15 protein-coding genes and 1 pseudogene are annotated in these 18,365 nt (G+C 37.2%); 10 read left to right on the top strand and 6 right to left on the bottom strand.

Annotated features, from left to right (window positions below):
- Window positions 1–42: 42 nt before the first annotated feature.
- Window positions 43–1,188 (bottom strand): MFS transporter, encoded by a 1,146-nt coding sequence (locus QGN23_RS12090; RefSeq protein ID WP_282904532.1) that lies wholly within the window; start codon window positions 1,186–1,188, stop codon window positions 43–45.
- 353 nt (window positions 1,189–1,541) lie between these two features.
- Between QGN23_RS12090 and ruvB the strand changes: the two genes are divergently transcribed.
- From ruvB to QGN23_RS12060, 6 genes and pseudogenes are all read left to right on the top strand, one after another.
- Entirely contained in the window at window positions 1,542–2,564 is a 1,023-nt protein-coding gene (ruvB, locus tag QGN23_RS12085) for a Holliday junction branch migration DNA helicase RuvB (RefSeq protein WP_282904531.1), read from the top strand.
- Between the two features lie 238 nt (window positions 2,565–2,802).
- Window positions 2,803–3,669 (top strand): MBL fold metallo-hydrolase, encoded by an 867-nt coding sequence (locus tag QGN23_RS12080; protein WP_282904530.1) that lies wholly within the window; start codon window positions 2,803–2,805, stop codon window positions 3,667–3,669.
- 217 nt (window positions 3,670–3,886) lie between these two features.
- Window positions 3,887–4,513: a dephospho-CoA kinase gene (gene coaE, locus QGN23_RS12075; RefSeq protein WP_282904529.1), complete on the top strand. Its 627-nt coding sequence runs from the start codon at window positions 3,887–3,889 to the stop codon at window positions 4,511–4,513.
- Between the two features lie 201 nt (window positions 4,514–4,714).
- A pseudogene (nirK, locus tag QGN23_RS12070) lies at window positions 4,715–5,746 on the top strand (copper-containing nitrite reductase); the annotation flags it as partial.
- A 38-nt stretch (window positions 5,747–5,784) separates the two neighbouring features.
- Window positions 5,785–6,636: a formylglycine-generating enzyme family protein gene (locus QGN23_RS12065; protein ID WP_282904528.1), complete on the top strand. Its 852-nt coding sequence runs from the start codon at window positions 5,785–5,787 to the stop codon at window positions 6,634–6,636.
- Window positions 6,633–7,208: an SCO family protein gene (locus tag QGN23_RS12060; protein ID WP_282904527.1), complete on the top strand. Its 576-nt coding sequence runs from the start codon at window positions 6,633–6,635 to the stop codon at window positions 7,206–7,208. Before QGN23_RS12065 ends, QGN23_RS12060 begins: the two co-directional genes overlap by 4 nt.
- Before the next feature lie 73 nt (window positions 7,209–7,281).
- Here the strand turns inward: QGN23_RS12060 and QGN23_RS12055 are convergent, their stop codons facing one another.
- Window positions 7,282–8,358, bottom strand: coding sequence for a DUF4407 domain-containing protein (locus QGN23_RS12055; RefSeq protein WP_282904526.1), 1,077 nt, complete (start codon window positions 8,356–8,358; stop codon window positions 7,282–7,284).
- A gap of 200 nt (window positions 8,359–8,558) precedes the next feature.
- Between QGN23_RS12055 and QGN23_RS12050 the strand changes: the two genes are divergently transcribed.
- Complete coding sequence (locus tag QGN23_RS12050) at window positions 8,559–10,382, top strand: zinc-dependent metalloprotease (protein ID WP_282904525.1); 1,824 nt, start codon at window positions 8,559–8,561, stop codon at window positions 10,380–10,382.
- A 54-nt stretch (window positions 10,383–10,436) separates the two neighbouring features.
- Window positions 10,437–10,907, top strand: a complete 471-nt coding sequence (locus tag QGN23_RS12045) for a hypothetical protein (protein WP_282904524.1) — start codon at window positions 10,437–10,439, stop codon at window positions 10,905–10,907.
- Window positions 10,908–10,913: 6 nt separating this feature from the next.
- Here QGN23_RS12045 and ruvC read toward each other — a convergent pair whose 3' ends face one another.
- A complete protein-coding gene (gene ruvC / locus QGN23_RS12040; protein WP_282904523.1) occupies window positions 10,914–11,468 on the bottom strand; it encodes a crossover junction endodeoxyribonuclease RuvC in 555 nt (184 codons plus the stop codon).
- A 33-nt stretch (window positions 11,469–11,501) separates the two neighbouring features.
- Complete coding sequence (locus QGN23_RS12035; protein WP_282904522.1) at window positions 11,502–12,563, bottom strand: fatty acid desaturase; 1,062 nt, start codon at window positions 12,561–12,563, stop codon at window positions 11,502–11,504.
- Between the two features lie 169 nt (window positions 12,564–12,732).
- Between QGN23_RS12035 and QGN23_RS12030 the strand changes: the two genes are divergently transcribed.
- Both QGN23_RS12030 and QGN23_RS12025 read left to right on the top strand, forming a co-directional pair.
- Entirely contained in the window at window positions 12,733–12,969 is a 237-nt protein-coding gene (locus tag QGN23_RS12030; RefSeq protein ID WP_282904521.1) for a T9SS type A sorting domain-containing protein, read from the top strand.
- A 195-nt stretch (window positions 12,970–13,164) separates the two neighbouring features.
- Window positions 13,165–15,897 carry a M16 family metallopeptidase gene (locus tag QGN23_RS12025; RefSeq protein ID WP_282904520.1) on the top strand — a complete coding sequence of 911 codons (2,733 nt, stop codon included), beginning with the start codon at window positions 13,165–13,167 and terminating at the stop codon, window positions 15,895–15,897.
- Window positions 15,898–16,073: 176 nt separating this feature from the next.
- Here the strand turns inward: QGN23_RS12025 and QGN23_RS12020 are convergent, their stop codons facing one another.
- Together QGN23_RS12020 and QGN23_RS12015 are read right to left on the bottom strand one after the other, a co-directional pair.
- Complete coding sequence (locus QGN23_RS12020) at window positions 16,074–16,805, bottom strand: pirin family protein (protein ID WP_282904519.1); 732 nt, start codon at window positions 16,803–16,805, stop codon at window positions 16,074–16,076.
- Window positions 16,806–16,899: 94 nt separating this feature from the next.
- Window positions 16,900–18,045: a serine hydrolase domain-containing protein gene (locus QGN23_RS12015; protein WP_282904518.1), complete on the bottom strand. Its 1,146-nt coding sequence runs from the start codon at window positions 18,043–18,045 to the stop codon at window positions 16,900–16,902.
- Window positions 18,046–18,365: the final 320 nt, after the last annotated feature.

Below are 18,365 nucleotides of genomic sequence, written 5' to 3'. Positions count from 1 at the left end.
CAATAGACTTGAAAACCTAAATAAATTTAATTTTAAAAAAGTCTAAGTAGTTTTCTTTAAATGATCAAAAACGAATTTGGAAAGTGGTATGAACATCAGGCCAGCAAAAATAAAGGTGATAAATGCTTTTTGCAGTCCAAATGCACTTGCGAGATAACCAATAATGGGCGGTCCTAAAAACATACCCACCGTAGAATACGTGCTGATAATGGAAATCACAATGGGAACCGAATATTTTTTAGTCTTACCAGCCAGGATAAAAGTCATAGGATAAAGGCCGGAAACGCCAAATCCCACCATGCAAAATCCAATAAGAACAGGTAAAAGGAACGGGTAAATCGTAGCAAGAAGAACTCCCGAAATGATAAGAATTGAACTTGTGATGTAGAGTTTTTGCATACCAAATCGCCCCATCAGATTATCGATCGTTAATCTGGAAATCGTCATGCAAACCATGAACAGTAAATAACCGTAAGTGAAAACTTCTTGATTTACAATTTCTTTTAAATAAACGCCATTCCAATCGTACATTCCACCCTCGCAGATAGCCGCAAAAAAAACAATGAATCCTAACAGGGAAATGTATTTGTTGGGCTTTTGAAATTTGAATGGATTGCTGGCCTTGGCTTTGTCATTTTTAATGAGAAAAGGAAACATGCAAATAATTATTAAGAGCCCAAACAACATGATCATCAGAAAGTGCCAGAAAATCGAAACCTCATATTTGATCATAACCGTCGAAAAAAGCACGCCTAAAATACCGCCAATACTCCAAACCCCATGAAATTTCCCCACGATTCTCTTTTCGAATTTCTGCTGTATCGAGAGTGATTGCGTATTAATTGCAACATTAATAATTCTGAGCGATATTGAAAATAAAACAAGGGAAATTACAAGTCCAACCAGAGAAAATCCCCAACCGATAGAAAATAAAGATAGCAGAAACATTACACTGGCGAATTGTAAAGGAACTCTGCTGTCATATTTTGCGACGAGCCAGCCGGAAAGCGGAATTCCAATAATGGCGCTTGCTGGCATAATCATTAATAAATTTCCCAGATCTCCTTCTGTAAGATTGAAAATCGCTTTGATGGTGGGTATTCTTGAAGCCCAGGTAGAGAAACAAATTCCAGATAAAAAGAAGTAGGCAGATAATGCAATTCTTTGCTTTTGAGGTGTTGAAAACATAATCGCACAAAATTACGACTTTAGCCTTTTAATACCTGCCTAAAAATTCAAACTTTTCTTTTTTTAACCGCAGAAGTGACAAAAGAAAGATAAATGCATAAATAAAGATTTTCAAAAGTTTGCAAAATAAGGAAATCTTGATTTTTTAGGGCTTTTACAAACTTTTGATTCATTTATATTAAAATAACACTGCTGCCTTTTTTGCGGTTTAAATAAATTTATACAGTCGCTTATATTTTGGATTTTAAATTAAAGGTTGAAGAAGAAAAGACAAGTCTCTATTTTTTTATTTAAAAAAAAGATAAGAATATTTCCGTTCTAAAATTTTCTATCTTTGAACAAAATTTATAAAAATGCCCGATTTTTTGCATCCCGATCAAGAAAATTTCTCCGAGGATGAATTGATTTTAGAAGAAAAGATCCGTCCGCAGAGTTTTCAGGATTTTGCCGGTCAGCGCAAAACTTTAGATAATCTTGAAGTATTTGTGGCGGCCGCAAAAAACCGAGGTGGCGCTTTGGATCATGTTCTTTTACACGGTCCGCCGGGATTGGGAAAAACGACTTTAGCCCATATTATTGCGAATGAATTGGGAGTGGGCTGTAAAATCACTTCGGGTCCGGTTTTGGATAAGCCCGGAAGTTTGGCAGGACTTTTAACCAATTTAGAAGAAAATGATGTTTTATTCATCGATGAAATTCACCGGCTTTCCCCGATTGTAGAAGAGTATTTGTATTCGGCGATGGAAGATTATAAAATCGACATCATGCTGGAAAGCGGTCCGAATGCCAGAAGTGTGCAGATCGGTTTGAATCCTTTTACGTTGGTTGGAGCAACCACCAGAAGCGGAATGCTGACCAAACCGATGCTCGCAAGATTCGGAATCCAGTCCCGGTTAGAATATTATACGATTGAACTTTTATCGATGATTATCGAAAGAAGTGCACGGGTTTTAGATGTTAAAATCTACGAAGATGCTGCTTTGGAAATTGCGAGAAGAAGTCGTGGCACTCCCAGAATTGCAAATGCACTTTTGCGGAGAGTTCGGGATTTTGCAGAAATTAAAGGAAATGGCGAAATCGAAATTGAAATTACGAAATTTGCATTAAATTCTTTAAATGTTGATGAATTCGGACTCGATGATATGGATAATAGAATTATGCGCGTGATGATTGAAAATTTCCGTGGGAAACCCGTGGGGATTTCTGCATTGGCAACTTCAATTGGCGAAAATCCGGAAACTTTGGAAGAGGTTTATGAACCGTTTTTGATTCAGGAAGGTTTTATTATCCGAACTCCGAGAGGACGGGAAGTAACGGAAAAAGCGTACAAACATCTGGGGATTTCTGTGCCGAAAAGACGGGATGAATTGTTTTAGATAATAGATAATAGACGAAAAGATAATAGATTTGAATGTTGTTTTTTAAGAAGCAGAACTCTACAGCCTGACTTGAATTGAGTTCATGTTTTTAGCGTTCCCAAAAAGTAGCGGCAAGAAAAATAGCGGGAATCCCGTCTTTTAGGACGAGAGAAAAAAGCTGATTAAAAAAAATAATTAAATTTAAAGCGTTGTTAGAGCTTAAAGTTCTAACAAAGCTCAACAAAAAATATAATTTATGAAACTCTATCCCATACAATGCGGAAAATTTAAGTTAGATGGTGGTGCCATGTTTGGTATCGTGCCGAAAACCCTTTGGCAAAGAACGAATCCTGCCGATGAAAATAATTTAATTGAACTCGGAACCCGTTCACTTTTGGTGGAAGACGGTAAAAAACTGATTCTCATCGATTGTGGTTTGGGAAATAAACAGGATGATAAATTCTTTGGACATTACTCCTTGTACGGCGATGATACTTTGGATAAAAATCTTAAAAAATATGGTTTTGTAAAAGAAGATATTACCGATGTTTTCTTGACTCACCTTCATTTCGACCATTGTGGAGGAGCAATAGAATGGAATGATGACCGAACAGGTTACCGATCTGCTTTTAAAAACGCGCATTTCTGGACGAATGAAAACCATTGGAAATGGGCGACCGAACCCAACCCGAGAGAAAAAGCGAGTTTTTTGAAGGAAAACATTCTTCCGATTCAGGAAAGCGGACAGTTGAATTTTCTGCCAACACCGAAAAGTGGAAATTATGCTTTCGCCCCAGATTTGAAAATGGATGTTATTTTTGTCGATGGACATACCGAAAAACAAATGCTTCCGGTGATTCAGTATCAGGAAAAAACGATTGTTTTCGCGGCCGATTTAATTCCGACGGTTGGGCATATTCCGCAGGTTTATGTTATGGGTTATGATACGCGTCCACTTTTGACCATGGAAGAAAAAGGAAAGTTTTTGAAACAGTGCGTTGATAATGATTACCTTCTGTTTTTTGAACACGATGCACACAATGAATTGGCAAGTTTAAAAATGACTGAAAAAGGAATTCGGTTAGACCAAACCTTTAGTATGAATGAGGTTTTTGGCTATTAAGTAAATGTCAAAAATTTAAATCTCTATTCTTTTAACCGCAAAAGTAACAAAAGACAAATGAAGATAAAGAGATTTTCAAAAGAATGCAAAATAGTAAATGCGTTATTTTATAGTGCTTTTGCAAATTTTTGATTTGCTAATATGATGAAGCTTTTGCATCTTTTGTGGTTAAAAAAAATTAGACAGATTGTAAGTATAGAAAATTTTAAATAAAGTTATGATAGAAGAAGAACCTGAGCCTGAACCCAGGGTCAACACAAAGATTATTGGAATAACCGGAGGAATTGGCTCCGGAAAATCAACCGTATCGAAATATATCGAAGAAGCAGGTTTTCCTGTTTACTATTCAGATATCCGTGCGAAAAATATTGTTAATGATCATGCACAGCTTCAGCAGGAGATTGTAGAACTCTTAGGCGAAGATGCCTACGATGAAAACGGATTGTACGACCGGAAATATGTTGCTGGAATTGTCTTTAATAATGAAGAATTATTATTAAAATTAAATTCACTGATTCATCCGGCGGTAAAAACCGATTTTGAAAACTGGGTTTCTCAGCAAACCACGGATTTTGTTTTTAAAGAAACCGCGCTTTTGTTTGAATTAAAATTAAATGAAAGTTGCTACAAATCTATTTTGGTCACTGCGGATGACAATTGCCGACTCAAAAGAGTCATGGATCGCGACAACAAAACCTACCGTGAAGTTGAATCAATTATGCTGAAACAAATGCCGGAAAAAGACAAAGTGAAACTGGCCGATTTTGTTATTTTTAATAATGATGGTTTGGAAGAGCTTCAACAGGAAACGAAGAAAGTATTAGAGGAAATAAAATCGTTGTAACTAAAGTTTTATCAAAAAATTAAATCAAACTCTATCGGATTTTTTGTAGAAAAATAAAATGACAGACAATGACAGCAAAGTCTTACATGCAATTTTCAAATTATTGTGTTTTAATCTGATAAAACTCATGCCACCAAATTTTCAAACACAATCTAATTAAGATAAATTTGTCCTATTAAGAAACAGCATAACAAATTAATTATGAAACGAATCGTAACCTGTTTTACATTAGCCCTTTTAACATTGCAGGCTTGTAAACAAAATCCTTCCGAAAATCCCACAGCAACATCGGAAAACACAATGGACATCAAAGTCAGTGGTGAAACCGAAACCCAGGCAATTGTAAATCCACCGATGGTGCCTGCTCCAATTGGTGACCGCGCTGCCAAAAAAGTAGTCGTTCATTTAGAAGCAACCGAGGAAGTTGGTGAATTAGCCGACGGGGTAACTTACAAATTCTGGACTTTCAACAGTACCGTACCGGGAACTTTTATCAGAATCAGAGTGGGTGATGAAGTTGAACTGCACGTGACCAACAGAAGCGACAGTGTAATGCCTCACAATATCGATCTTCACGCAGTGAACGGTCCGGGTGGTGGCGCAGAAGCGACCAACGTAGCTCCGGGAAAAGAGGCGGTCTTCAATTTTAAAGCGCTCAATCCAGGTTTATATGTTTACCATTGTGCCGCAGCGCCAGTTCCATTACATATTGCCAACGGAATGTATGGTTTGATTTTAGTAGAACCAGCAGGTGGATTGCCAAAAGTTGACCGTGAGTATTACATCATGCAAGGTGAATTCTATACTAAAGGAAAAACTGATGAGAAAGGACTTCAAGAATTTGATCAGGACAAAGGAGTTGATGAAAGACCATCTTATGTAGTTTTCAATGGTAAGAAGAATGCTTTAATGGGAGCAAATGCTTTAGAAGCTAAAGTGGGCGAAACAGTAAGACTTTTCGTAGGAAATGGCGGACCAAACCTGGTTTCTTCTTTCCACGTGATTGGTGAAATCTTCGACAAAGTATATATGGAAGGAGGAAGTGCCGTTAACAAAAACGTACAAACTACAGTAATCCCTGCAGGCGGAGCAGCCATCGTAGAATTTAAGGTTGAAGAACCTGGAAACTATATTATCGTAGACCACTCAATTTTCCGGGCATTTAACAAAGGTGCTATCGGAATGTTAAAAGTGACTGGAGAGAAAAATCCAAAAATTTACAATAAAGTAAAATAATCCTTTTACCATTAATTATAATTAAAGAAACCGCCATGGCCCAAATTATTAAAATATTCCTGTTCCTTGGTGGTTTCTTTTTTCTGATGGTTTCCTGTGAAAAAGCAAACACACTCAAATCAACAGAAGGATCTTCAAGTTCAACTCAAAAGGAAGTTGCCATCACTCCTGATATTAAAATGGTTTTAATAAAAGGCGGCGACTATCAACCCTTTTACGGTGAAGACAGTACTTTGGTGAAAGTAGAAGATTTCCTATTGGATGAAAGACCGGTTACGAATGCCGAATTCCTCGATTTTGTTAAAAAAAATCCGCAATGGAAACGCAGCAAAATCAAAGCAATATTCGCAGATGATACCTATTTGAAAGATTGGCAGGATGATGAAACGCTTCCTGAAAATGCGGATCCAAATGCAGCCGTAACTTACGTTTCGTGGTTTGCAGCCAAAGCTTACGCAAAAAGTGCAGGCAAAAGATTACCGACTTTAGATGAATGGGAATATGTAGCGATGGCCGATGAAGAAAGTCCGAACGCCAGAAATAAACCGACCTACTCTGCCCATTTGATCAATCTTTATAATGAAAAAGACAGGCAGAAAAACAAAGTAAAAAGTTCTGCGCCTAATTACTGGGGCGTTTACAATATGTTCGATCTGGTTTGGGAATGGACGGATGATTTTAATTCGATCATGACAACCAGCGATTCCAGAACGGCCGAATTCGATGACAAAGGATTATTCTGCGCCTCTGCAGCAACTACTGCAACTGATGTTTTAAATTACGCTTCCTTCATGAGGTACGCTTTCCGATCAAGTTTAAAAGCAAATTATACCGTTGGGAATCTCGGTTTCCGCTGTGCAAAAGATGCATCAAATACACCAAAATGAAAAATTTAATTGTAGCTTTATTTTCAGCGATATTTCTTTTTTCCTGTTCTGAAAAACAGGAACCTCAAACTGCAAAAAAAGAAACTTCTGCAGGATCCATCTTTACGTTGGATTCAAAATGGCAAAACCAGGATGGTAAAGAACTTCAGCTAAAAGATTTAAAAGGTAAAAACTTAGTTGTCGTCATGATATTTACAAGCTGTACCACGGCTTGCCCGATTTTGGTTGCAGATATGCAGAAGATCGAATCGAAAATCGACAAGAATAAACTGAAAGAAACCACCATGGTTTTAGTTTCCATTGATCCGGAAAATGATACACCGGAAGTTTTAAAAGCATATGCAAAACAAAGAAATATGGATGGCGAACCTTGGCTTTTCTTAAGAAGTGACAAAGAATCGGTGCGTGAATTAGCAAATGTTCTTGCCGTAAAATACAAGAAAATTTCGCCAATCGTTTTCTCCCACTCCAACATCATTTCGGTCTTTAATAAAAACGGCGAAATGGTGAGTCAGGTTGAAGGAACTGTGAAATCCGAAGAAGTTGCACAAACCGTAAATGGCCTGAATTAAAATAACACTAAATCAGCCATCAAAGCCTGCTTAAGAAATTTTGCAGGTTTTTTTTGGTCCTGAAAATAAGCAACTATGATTTTCCCAGTTTATCTTTAAAATCATCAATTCTAAAATCGGTTAAAGCATTTCCTTTTTCAATTTTCTCTTTCGAATACAGTTTAAAATCATTTTCGGTTTTTTCTAAAAGATGGTCATAAGGCCCCACAGAGGAAATTAGTTTTATCAGAACGGGAGAAATTTCCAAGGTAATAAAAAGGCCCATAATAAAAGCTGCGGCAAGCCCAATAACGGCTGAGTTTTTTCCGAGTTCATCTAAGGCTTGCAACCGGGCGGCAAATCCATTGAACTGATCTTCGAAAGTTTCGGTTTTATTTCTTTCTTTTTCGATATTGGTGTAGACTTTCGATACTTCTTTGTCCAGATATTCCAATCTTGGGGCAATCTGTTTTTGGTAATTTTCCAAATCCAGACGGTGCTGTTCTTTCAGTTCAGCTTTACGTTTTGCGTTAGACCCAAATCCCACTTTCCCACTGGTTAAGCCGCTTTCCTTGCCGAGAATTTCTTTTTCTAATTCTACAGAAGCAGAATCGTAGGATTTTTGGTAGTCTACAATTTTGGTCTGAATTTGTTTTTTCTCGGTTTCAAACGGGCCGGACTGTTGCAAAATTCGCCCATTCATTTCTGCCTGAAGCTGGGTTTTATTTCTTTGAATAATAGTATTGAGTTGTTTGTTGACTTCCTTTTCAAAAATTTTTAATTCTAAAGGTTTAGAAATAATGATTCCTAAAAAAGCAGCCAGGATTAATCTGGGAATCGCCATCAAAATCTGGTTCCACCAGGTTCCTGTTTTCTTGATTGAAGAAACAATATAGCGGTCCAGATTGAAAATCATCAATCCCCATAAAATGGCAAACGCAACCGAAATCCAGATATCATCGAAAACGGTAAACATAGCATAACCTGCCGAAAGTGTGGCAAAAACTGCCGTAAATAAAACAATGCCGCCAATACCGGAGAATTTATTCCATTCGCTTGGTGTTTTTCGAAGAATATGAAGGTTCCCACCAGAGCAGACCATCAGAAATTTCTGAAACCAATTCATGGAATGATTGACATGTTGTACGGGATTTATTTTTTGAGATTTCATTCTTTTTAAATTAGACTTTAAACAATTGGTATTCAAAAACGGAACAATGTTACAGACAGTATTAGGTTTAACATTCTAATCCTAAAAATTTTAGTAATTATTATGAATCAGTATTAAACATTCTTAAATTTTGAGCTGACTTACTCAAAAGCAGTAACTTAGCAGTCCGCCTTTCAATTTAATAACTAAAAACCTTAACCATGAAAAAAATTATTATCGTTGTAGCAATGGTTTTTTCAATTGGAATTATTGCTCAAACTTGTGGATTCGACGAGGTTCAGAAAAACCTGGAACTCAAATATCCTGAAATTAAAAAGAACAGAGAATTGGCAGAAACTCAACTTCTCGGTACCGATGTAAAATCCTATCTTAAAAAAATTGGAGCAACATCCAGAAACGGACTTTATGACGGGACGATTTACGAAATCCCTGTTGTCGTACATCTTATTACATCGACCGCAGCTAGTAATTCAGGTCTTGCTTTAACAGACAACCAAATTATCAACTGGATTAATAACTGCAATAAAATGTTTGCAACCACTTACGGAAACGGTTTTTTTCCGGAAGGTACAGGAAGTATTGACGGAAATGTAATTCCCATAAAATTGGTTTTGGCAAAAAGAACTCCCCAATGTACACCAAGTAACGGGATCGTAAGGTATAATGGCAGTACAATTTCTGGATATGACCAATTTGGTGTGCAAAGAAGCACAGTAAATGGAGCAATGATAGAACAGGTGAAAGCGCTGGCACCACATTGGCCGGAAAACTCCTATTTCAACATCTACGTTGTGATTGGCTTTGACGGAGATAAATCGACATTTGGCTTATTGGGCTGGAGCGGCTACCCAACTAATCCGGATGCTTTTTACGAAAGTTTTATGAAAGTTACGGTGGTCACCAATAACAACGATTCCACGCTGGCTCATGAGTTTGGTCACGGCCTTGGACTTCTTCACACTTTTGAAGGAGCACCGTCCTCACCCACCAACAATCCGCCAATCGCGGCAGACTGTCCTATTAACAACAACTGCCTTATCGATAATGACAGAGTGTGTGACACTGCTCCCTGCGCAAGTCTTTTGAATGTAAATCCCACACCGACAAATGCCGTTGTAAATCCCTGTACCGGAACATTTTATGACGGTGTGCAGTACAATATCATGAACTATACCCGCCAACCAAGAAAGTTCACAGCGGGACAGCGGGATCGTGCGCTTTCAGTTTTCATGCAGTATAGAGCAAATTTAACGAACTCCCTGGGTGGAACAGACCTTGCTACGGATCCTGGTGCAGGAACTTTAACTGCGGCAAACTGCAGCCCAACAGGAATCACAAATTCCGGTAATTTCGGTATGGGACCAACAACTGTTTTTCTGGGCAACATTAACAATGTTTCTGATCCTTACAACACTATCAATAATCAATATTATGTGGATTACAGCCTACAAAACTGTACCAGCAAAGCAGTATATACTGATATTCCACCCAATAAATCGAGTGAGCTCAATGTGAGTTTCGGTACCAATCCTCAGTTTATTAAAGCTTGGATTGATTATAACAATAATGGAATTTTTGAATCTTCAGAGTTAATTGGCGCTTCGGCTACAAGAGTTTCCACTGAAAGTTCCCCATTTGTCATCATATTTACTCCGCCGACAACTGCTGTGAAAGACACTTTCCTAAGAATGAGAATCATCGCAGATTATACCAATGATACTGCTTGCCAGAATTTGAGTTACGGACAAACCGAAGATTACTCGGTAAGAATCGCCACCAGTTTGGCAACTTCTGAAAATTCTAAAGATTCATCTGATTTACTTTATTATTCAAAATCCGAAAACAAGTTATCACTCACCAAGTTCAACAGCAAAGGTTTTGGGGCCTATAAAATCTATGATATGAATGGCAACATCGTACAGAAAGGAAATGCGGCAAGTGAAATCCTGATTAATCAAGTTCTTCCGAAAGGCACGTATATCGTTCACTATCAAAACACTTCTAAAAAATTCATTAATAATTAATAACACAAGAAAGGGCCATTTTACATGATGGCTCTTTTTTCTGAAATATAAATCATGAAAAGAACAATCCTGTTTTTCGCTATTGTTTCGTTTTTCTATCAGTGCTGTTCTCAAAAAAAAGAACCAAATCCTCAACCCGTTTTAGAAAAAACCAGTAGTGAGCTACCAAGTAAAAAGTATCTTGTCGGCAAATGGGTTAATACCGAAACATATTACCTTACCGCAAGCAAGAAAAAGCTGCAACCGGCATCCCTTTGTCAGCTGAATTCCTACTGGGAATTTAATGAGGAAAATGAAATTTTGACCCAATCAAAATTTACCGCAAAAGGAAAAAACTGTTCCGAGTTCATATCTACAAATAACGGTTCGGTAATTTTCACAAATAACGACATGCAGTACTTTGTTGATGACGTCTTATATTCTGTAAAAATAAAGGTCATTTCTGACCATAAATTCATGCTGATCACCAATGATTTTGTTGGCGGGGAAGCGGTGAAAATTGAAAAAATTTATGAAAAAAAATAAAGTTGACTACTTTACGCGATCTGGATTTTGTTTTAAAAAACTGTCCCAACCGGTATATGATTTCTCCGACGATAAGTTGCCGGAATTAAAATGATGACAAACCGCCACCGCCAATCCATCCGAAGCATCGAGGTATTTCGTTGGAAATTCTTTTAGATTGAGTAGACTTTTCAGCATTCCTGCGACCTGCTCTTTACTGGCGTTTCCGTTTCCGGTGATGGCCATTTTAATTTTTTTCGGAGAATACTCGGTAATGGGAACATCGCGGTATAAGGAAGCTGCCATAGCAACACCCTGCGCCCGACCCAACTTCAACATCGACTGTACATTTTTCCCAAAGAAAGGAGCTTCAAGAGCTACCTCATCGGGATGATACTCATCGATAATTGACAGGGTCCGTTCAAAAATATATTTAAGTTTTGTTTCGTGATTGGGATATTTCTTTAGAATAAGTTCATGCATTGAAACCAATTCCATTTTATTTCCTTTCACCGAGATGAGTCCGAAACCCATAATTGCGGTTCCGGGATCGATCCCTAAAATAATTTTTTCGCTCTTCATCACCGCAAAGGTAAGATAAGTAAATATAGAATATTAAGATTTAATTCGAATTTCCTTCAGTTGCGAGAATTTTATCATGCGGTTATTCTCTTCATCCCAAAGGGTAAAAAATGCGTACTTTAGGCTACTCCAAAAGGTAATCTCAGAAACGTGCTTCTGAAAGACCGGATTTTCATGGCTGCATTTCTGCAACTTATAAAACGGAATTTTTGGCGCCAAGTGATGGAGATGATGGTAGCCTATATTTCCGGTAAAGAAATTTAAGACGGCGGGCAACTTATAATAAGAACTTCCTTTTATCGCAGCCAGTACGTATTCCCAATCTTTTTTCCAGGCTTTGTAATTGGGGTCGTGCTGGTGTTGCACGTAGAAAAACCAGATGGCGGTAAAAACAAAAGTGAGTAAAATAGGCACATAAATAATTGCCAGTTTTTTGAAACCATATAACAGATCAAAATGCGGCAGGCAGAGTATGAAACCCAACACCAAAAAGAAAAGCACCAAATAAACATTGGTAAGATGCAGCATTTTTCTTTCTTTATCCCATCCCTTTAAAGTTATAAAAGGAATCCGGTTATGGATAAAAATATAATAAGCCGGTCCAATAATAAACATCACCGGAACAGAACGGTAAATGCGGTATCTGAATTTTTCAAATTTGGAAAGTGCTTCGTACTCGCGTACCGTAAGAAGATTTACATCTCCGATCGTCCGTGTATCAAGCTGTCCCTGATGCGCGTGGTGGTGGTTATGGGATCTAGCCCAGTATTTATAAGGGATACAGGTGAGAAAGCTTGTCACAAAGCCGGTTCTGTCATTTTTCTTTCGATCCGGAAAGAAAGCTTGATGTCCACAATCGTGCTGAATTATAAATACGCGGGTCAAGAAAAGCCCGCCAATAATTGAGATCAATAAAGTAGCTAACAATGAATAATCATAGACAATCGCCGCCAGGACGAATATGCCGATAAATGGTAAAATGGTGTTGAAAATCTGTTTCCAGGCTAGTTTTGTTTCGGGTGAAGCATAAGGTTTAATGAGGCGTTTCCAGTCTTTTAAGTCTTGAATAATAATTTCTTCGTGCTCTTTCGTCATATTTTATATTAAGTTGCAAAGATATTCAATTAAAGGAATTATGTCATAGATGAGACGCACCAATATTCAATGAACTATTGATATAAAATTTCTGCAGTCTTTCCGGCTTTTGCGTCTATTGTTATAGCATACCAAATTCCATCGAAATGCAGCTCAGCGAAATTTTCAGGTGTATCCAAATCCTGCAAAATCTCAGATTTTCATTAAAGATGAAACTAAAAATTTAAAAAATATCACCGTAGAAATTTCAGATGCTGTTGGAAGAAATTTAAAAAATCCACGGGTTCAAAACTTATCTTCAACTGAGATTTCTGTAGATGTTGACGGATTATTGCCACAATCTTACATTATTAAAGTATATGAGAATAAAACCTTAATCCTGACTCAAAAAATTATTAAAGAATAAAAATATTACTTAATCTAAAGTTAATCCGGTGTCGAAAACACCGGATTTTTTTGTGGAATTTCAGCATACATTAAAACAATGGTTTTGTAGGGTTAAATCACCCTTTTTATAGGTTTCCTATTAAATAATTCAGTCTATGATATTAAATAACTAAAACATCTCCATAAATTTGATAATATCAAAAATAAAAAACCTATGAAAAAATCATTACTCGGCTTGCATTTACTATTGGTCATTATGTTGTCCAATTTTATTTTAGCCCAAAAAGCGACAGCTCCAAAATTCCTCGGAAATATAGAAGGAATAAAAGAATACTCCCTTATCAACGGCATGAAACTTTTGCTGATTCCAGATGGATCACAGAGCAATATGGTCGTGAATATTGTATACAATGTCGGCTCCAAAGATGAAGGTTACGGCGAAAAAGGAATGGCACATTTGCTGGAACACATGCTTTTTAAAAGCACCAAAAACATGGGCGATATCAAAAAACAACTTTCTGATAAAGGCGGTGCTGCAAACGGAACCACTTACTACGACCGAACCAATTACTACGAAATATTTCCGTCCAATGATGAAAACCTGAAATGGGCAATTCAGATGGAAGCAGACCGAATGATTAATGCAACAATCTTGCAAAGTGATCTGGATAAAGAGTTTTCCGTAGTAAGAAATGAATTCGAAATTGGAGAAAATCAGCCCAGTGGTGTTTTAATGGAAAAAGTTTTTTCCACCGCTTATACATGGCACAATTACGGTAATTCCACGATTGGAAGCAAAGAAGATATCGAACGCGTAAAAGCACCAACATTAAGAAAATTCTATGAAAAATATTACCAGCCCGATAACGCAACATTAATCATTGCCGGAAAATTCGACGAAACGAATGCATTAAAGTACGTAGGTGAATATTTCTCTACGCTCCCAAAACCGACACGGGCATTGGGCGGAACTTACACCGTAGAACCATCACAAGACGGTGAAAAACTAATCGAACTGAACCGCACCGGAGAAAGTAAAATAGTGGCTGCGGCTTATCACACTGCTGCGTATGCAGATAAAGATTATGCGGCTTTAGCAGCTTTGAGCGAAATCTTAACCTCCAATCCTTCCGGATATTTGTATAAAAATCTAGTCGAAACTCACAAGGTTTCAAGTATCTGGGCTTATTCACCGGAAGTAAGAGATCCGGGGATGATGTATATTAATTTCGATGTGGCGAAAGACAAAGATTTAGAAACAACCAAAAACTTAGTAAAAACCGAACTCGATAAAATTTCCGGTTTGAAATATACGGAAGAGGATTTGGCAAGAGCAAAATCAAAACTTTTAAAACAAATTGAAGATTCTAAAAACAACACCATCAACTTCGCCATTAATCTCACCGAAATTATTGGTGCAGGAGATTACAAGCTCGCTTATTTATATCGTGATAATGTAGAAAATCTAAAACTTGCGGATATTAAAAGAGTAGCTGAAAAATATTTCAAAAGTAATAACCGCACCATCGGTCTTTTTATTCCAACCTCAAACGAAACCAGAGTACAGCCTGCAGAATTCCGGGCGGATCAGATTGCTGCCTTAACTCAAAATTACAAAGGCAAAGCGCTGGAAAAAGACATTGCACCTTTTGAAGCAAGCATTGCAAATCTCAAAAAAAACCTGACAGAAGGCGCTCTTTCAAACGGAATGAAATACGGATTAATCAGTAAAGAAGTGAAAGGCGACAAAGTTATGGCCAACTTTAAAATGCTTTTAGGAAACGAAAAAGACTTAGCCGGTAAAAATGAAATAGGAAGTTTAACCGCCGAACTTCTTAATGCAGGAACAAAAACGAAAACGAAAGAACAGATTCAGGACAGACTTGATCAACTGAAATCGTCGATCAGTACAAGGATCATGGGCCAAAATTTACTTATTTCCGTAAACACTTATAAAAACAATTATCCTGAAGTAATGGAAATCCTGAAAGACATGCTGATGAATTCGACTTTTCCTCCAAACGAAATCACCAAAACTGTCACAGAATACAACACTTATCTGGAAGGCCAACTGAAAGACCCACAGGCCATTGCCCAAAATGAACTCCAGAGAACTGCTTCCCCTTATCCGAAAGAAAGTGTTTTCTACACGCCTTCTTTGCAGGAGGAGATCGATAACAACAAAAAGGTTACCCGCGACCAAATCGTAGATTATTATCAAAATATTTTGGGTGCAAATAATGGTTTTGGAACCGTTCTCGGGAATTTAGATGCGAAGACTGCCGTTAATTCTTTAGAAAACACTTTCGGAAAATGGAATGCCAAATCAAAATATACGGAAGTAAAACCTACTTTTTTTGAAACTAAAAAATCAGATAAAAACTTCCTGACCCCGGACAAAGAAAATGCAATGGCTTTAGGAACCGAAAGTTTCAAAATGAATCAGAAAAGTGCAGATTATCCGGCCTTGGTTTTAGCCAATGAAATATTGGGAAGTGGCGGCTTTTTATCAGCACGTTTGCCAATGAGACTGCGTGAAAAAGAAGGAATAAGTTATGGAGTTGGCTCGTTTGTGAATATTCCTGTTTCTCATGAGGTGGCTTCCTGGGGCTATTACGCGTTACTTAATCCGACCAAACGTGATGCTGTAGAAAATGCGGTAAAAGAAGAGGTAAGCAAAGCACTGAAAGATGGTTTCACTGCTGATGAATTGGTGACGAACAAAAAAAGTTACGCCAATATTCAAAAAACCATGTTGGGAATGGACAATACCTTGATCAATCTGGTCAACAAAAAATTACAATATGGCGTTTCTTTGGATGAGTACGACGCACTTCAGTCAAAAGTTCAGGCATTGAAATTAGATGAAGTGAATAATGCGCTTCGAAAATATGTAAGCTTAGACCGAATAACTTCAGTATATGCGGGGGACTTTAATAAAAAATAGAAATGGATTCTTCAATATCAGTCCGGCTCAGAAATGAGCCGGATTTTTTCGCCTTAAAAAAAATAAAAAAAACTTTGATTTTAATTCTTAATGCATCGTGTGAAAATTGATAAAAAAATCCTCTAAAATTTTCAGAAAAAAAAACCGACTTATCACTAAGCCGATTCTTTTACCGTTTACTGTTTAAGATAATCTGGCAGTTCCATTGGCACTTCCATTAAAAGAATTTCAGTGTCATCTAAAGCTTCCACATTAAAACTTTTAGTATCCCAAATTCCTAAACCATCTCTTTCATTTAAAATCTGGTCACCAATTTTTGCACTGCCTTTCAAAACAAAAGCATAGACTCCATTTCCATTTTTGTTGAGCGTATAATCTTTTGCGTAGCCTTTTTCAAAATTTGCCAAATTGAACCAGGCATCCTGATGGATCCAAACACCATCATCGTCCTTATTGGGAGATAATATTTGCTGAAAGTCATTAATTTTTGCACCTTCTACAATACTCTTTTGATCATATCTTGGTTCAACACCTGTTTCCCGGGGGAAAACCCAAATCTGCAAGAACTTAACTTCTTCATCTTTGTTTTTATTGTATTCACTATGCTGAACTCCGGTTCCTGCACTCATCACCTGGATTTCGCCTTTTCTGATTACCGCAGTGGTTCCCATAGAATCTTTATGTTCTAAATCGCCTGATAATGGAATTGAAATAATTTCCATATCCCGGTGCGGATGTGTCCCAAACCCCATTCCTTTCGTAACTGAATCATCGTTCAGCACGCGCAAAACTCCGAAGTGGACGCGTTCAGGATTTTGATAATTTGCAAAGCTAAAAGTGTGATAACTGTTTAACCAGCCATGATTTGCATGACCTCTTGAATCTGCTTTATGATAAATTGTTTTCATATTTAATGATTTTAACAATGCAAATTTACAACATGTTCATTTACAAACCATTGATGTATGACAAGAAGATATTTCAACTTTAAACCTCTCCGTATTATTCGGAAAGGGAAGTTTTCAACATCTCTTTTCGAAATTCAACAACTGCATTTTCCACCCAATCAGTTGCTTTCTTCACTTCTTTGTGCGGATAAAAAACGGCATTTTTCCCTTTGCTTTCATCGGCGAAATTAGACAAAACCACCACCGAAGTATTTGTTTCCGGATAATACATATTTAAAGAAGGCGACCCTTTTACATAACCGGTATGAAAATACGATTCAGGTTTTTGTACATTCATCATCAAACCAAAACCATAACCCATTTTCCCTAGAATCTGGTGATTCCGGTCAGCAGATTTTTCCGTTACCTTTTTTAAAGAAGATGTTTTTAAAATATTCCCATTAAATAAACCATTATTCCAACGGTGCAAATCAGTAACCGTTGACAAAATACCACCTGCAGGCACAGAAATTTCTTTTGCTGAAAGTCGCTCCGGCATATTTTCAACTTTAGAAAAATTCTTTGAATTACCGATATAAGCGGACGCGAAATGCGCTCCTTTAAAAAGATTCGCAGTGGAAGAATTTTTCATCTCCGCTTTTCTGAAAAGATCCATGACATTTTCATCATACGACTTACCCGAAACCTTTTCAATGATCTTTCCCAAATAATAAAATCCTTTATTGGAATAATTAAATTCCTGCCCCGGTTCTGAAAGCAAACCATTTCCGAAATCGCTGATTCCTGAAGTGTGATTCAGTAACTCTTTAATCTTAATATTTTCAAATTGTCGTGGTTGAAATTCCGTTAAATATTTTGAAACTTTGTCCTCTGTGGAAAATTTTCCTTCTTCTTCCTGCAACAAAATCAAAACTGCCGTAAACTGTTTGCTTACCGAACCAATTGCGAAAACCGAACTGCGGTTGAGTTTCGTTTTGTCCTTAAAATCTTCAAAACCGTTTTCTTTTTGATATAAAATTTTCCCATCCTGAAGAACAGAAACGCTGCCATTAAACTGGGTTTTCGCAAACACAGAATCGATTTGAGCCTTCAAGAGCTTTTGCTTAAAAACGGTGAGTGTACTGTCGATGACCGCATTTCGCGCTACGGTTCGCTCAACCTGCTTATCTGCTTCCGATTTACAGGAAAACATTGCAGCTAATAGAAAGAGAAAATAAAGCAGTTTGAATTTTTGAAGCATTTTTGAAGTTTTTATAAAAATATTGAAATTAACCTGAAAGAAAAAATGGGGATTAAACCATAAAATTTGGGGAGAAATATATAAATATTTAATTTTGAAGAATATTGACTGCTTTGATTTTTGCAGATCTGAAAAGAGCAATAAAAAAACCAGTTCTGGAAATTATTTCCCAAGACCGATATTCGGACAATGAAACAATGAAAGGAGTCAGCATAAGGTCAGCATACACCAGGGGTTGCTATGGCGTTGAGTGCAGTTTGAACACCTTAGAGAATACGTGTAAGCGGAGATTATTTACTGGGTTCCAATGTCTTTTTAGA

Origin of the sequence: Chryseobacterium gotjawalense, from assembly GCF_030012525.1 — a bacterium.
GTDB lineage: Bacteria > Bacteroidota > Bacteroidia > Flavobacteriales > Weeksellaceae > Kaistella > Kaistella gotjawalense.
This window is presented reverse-complemented; position numbering and strand designations above follow the sequence as displayed.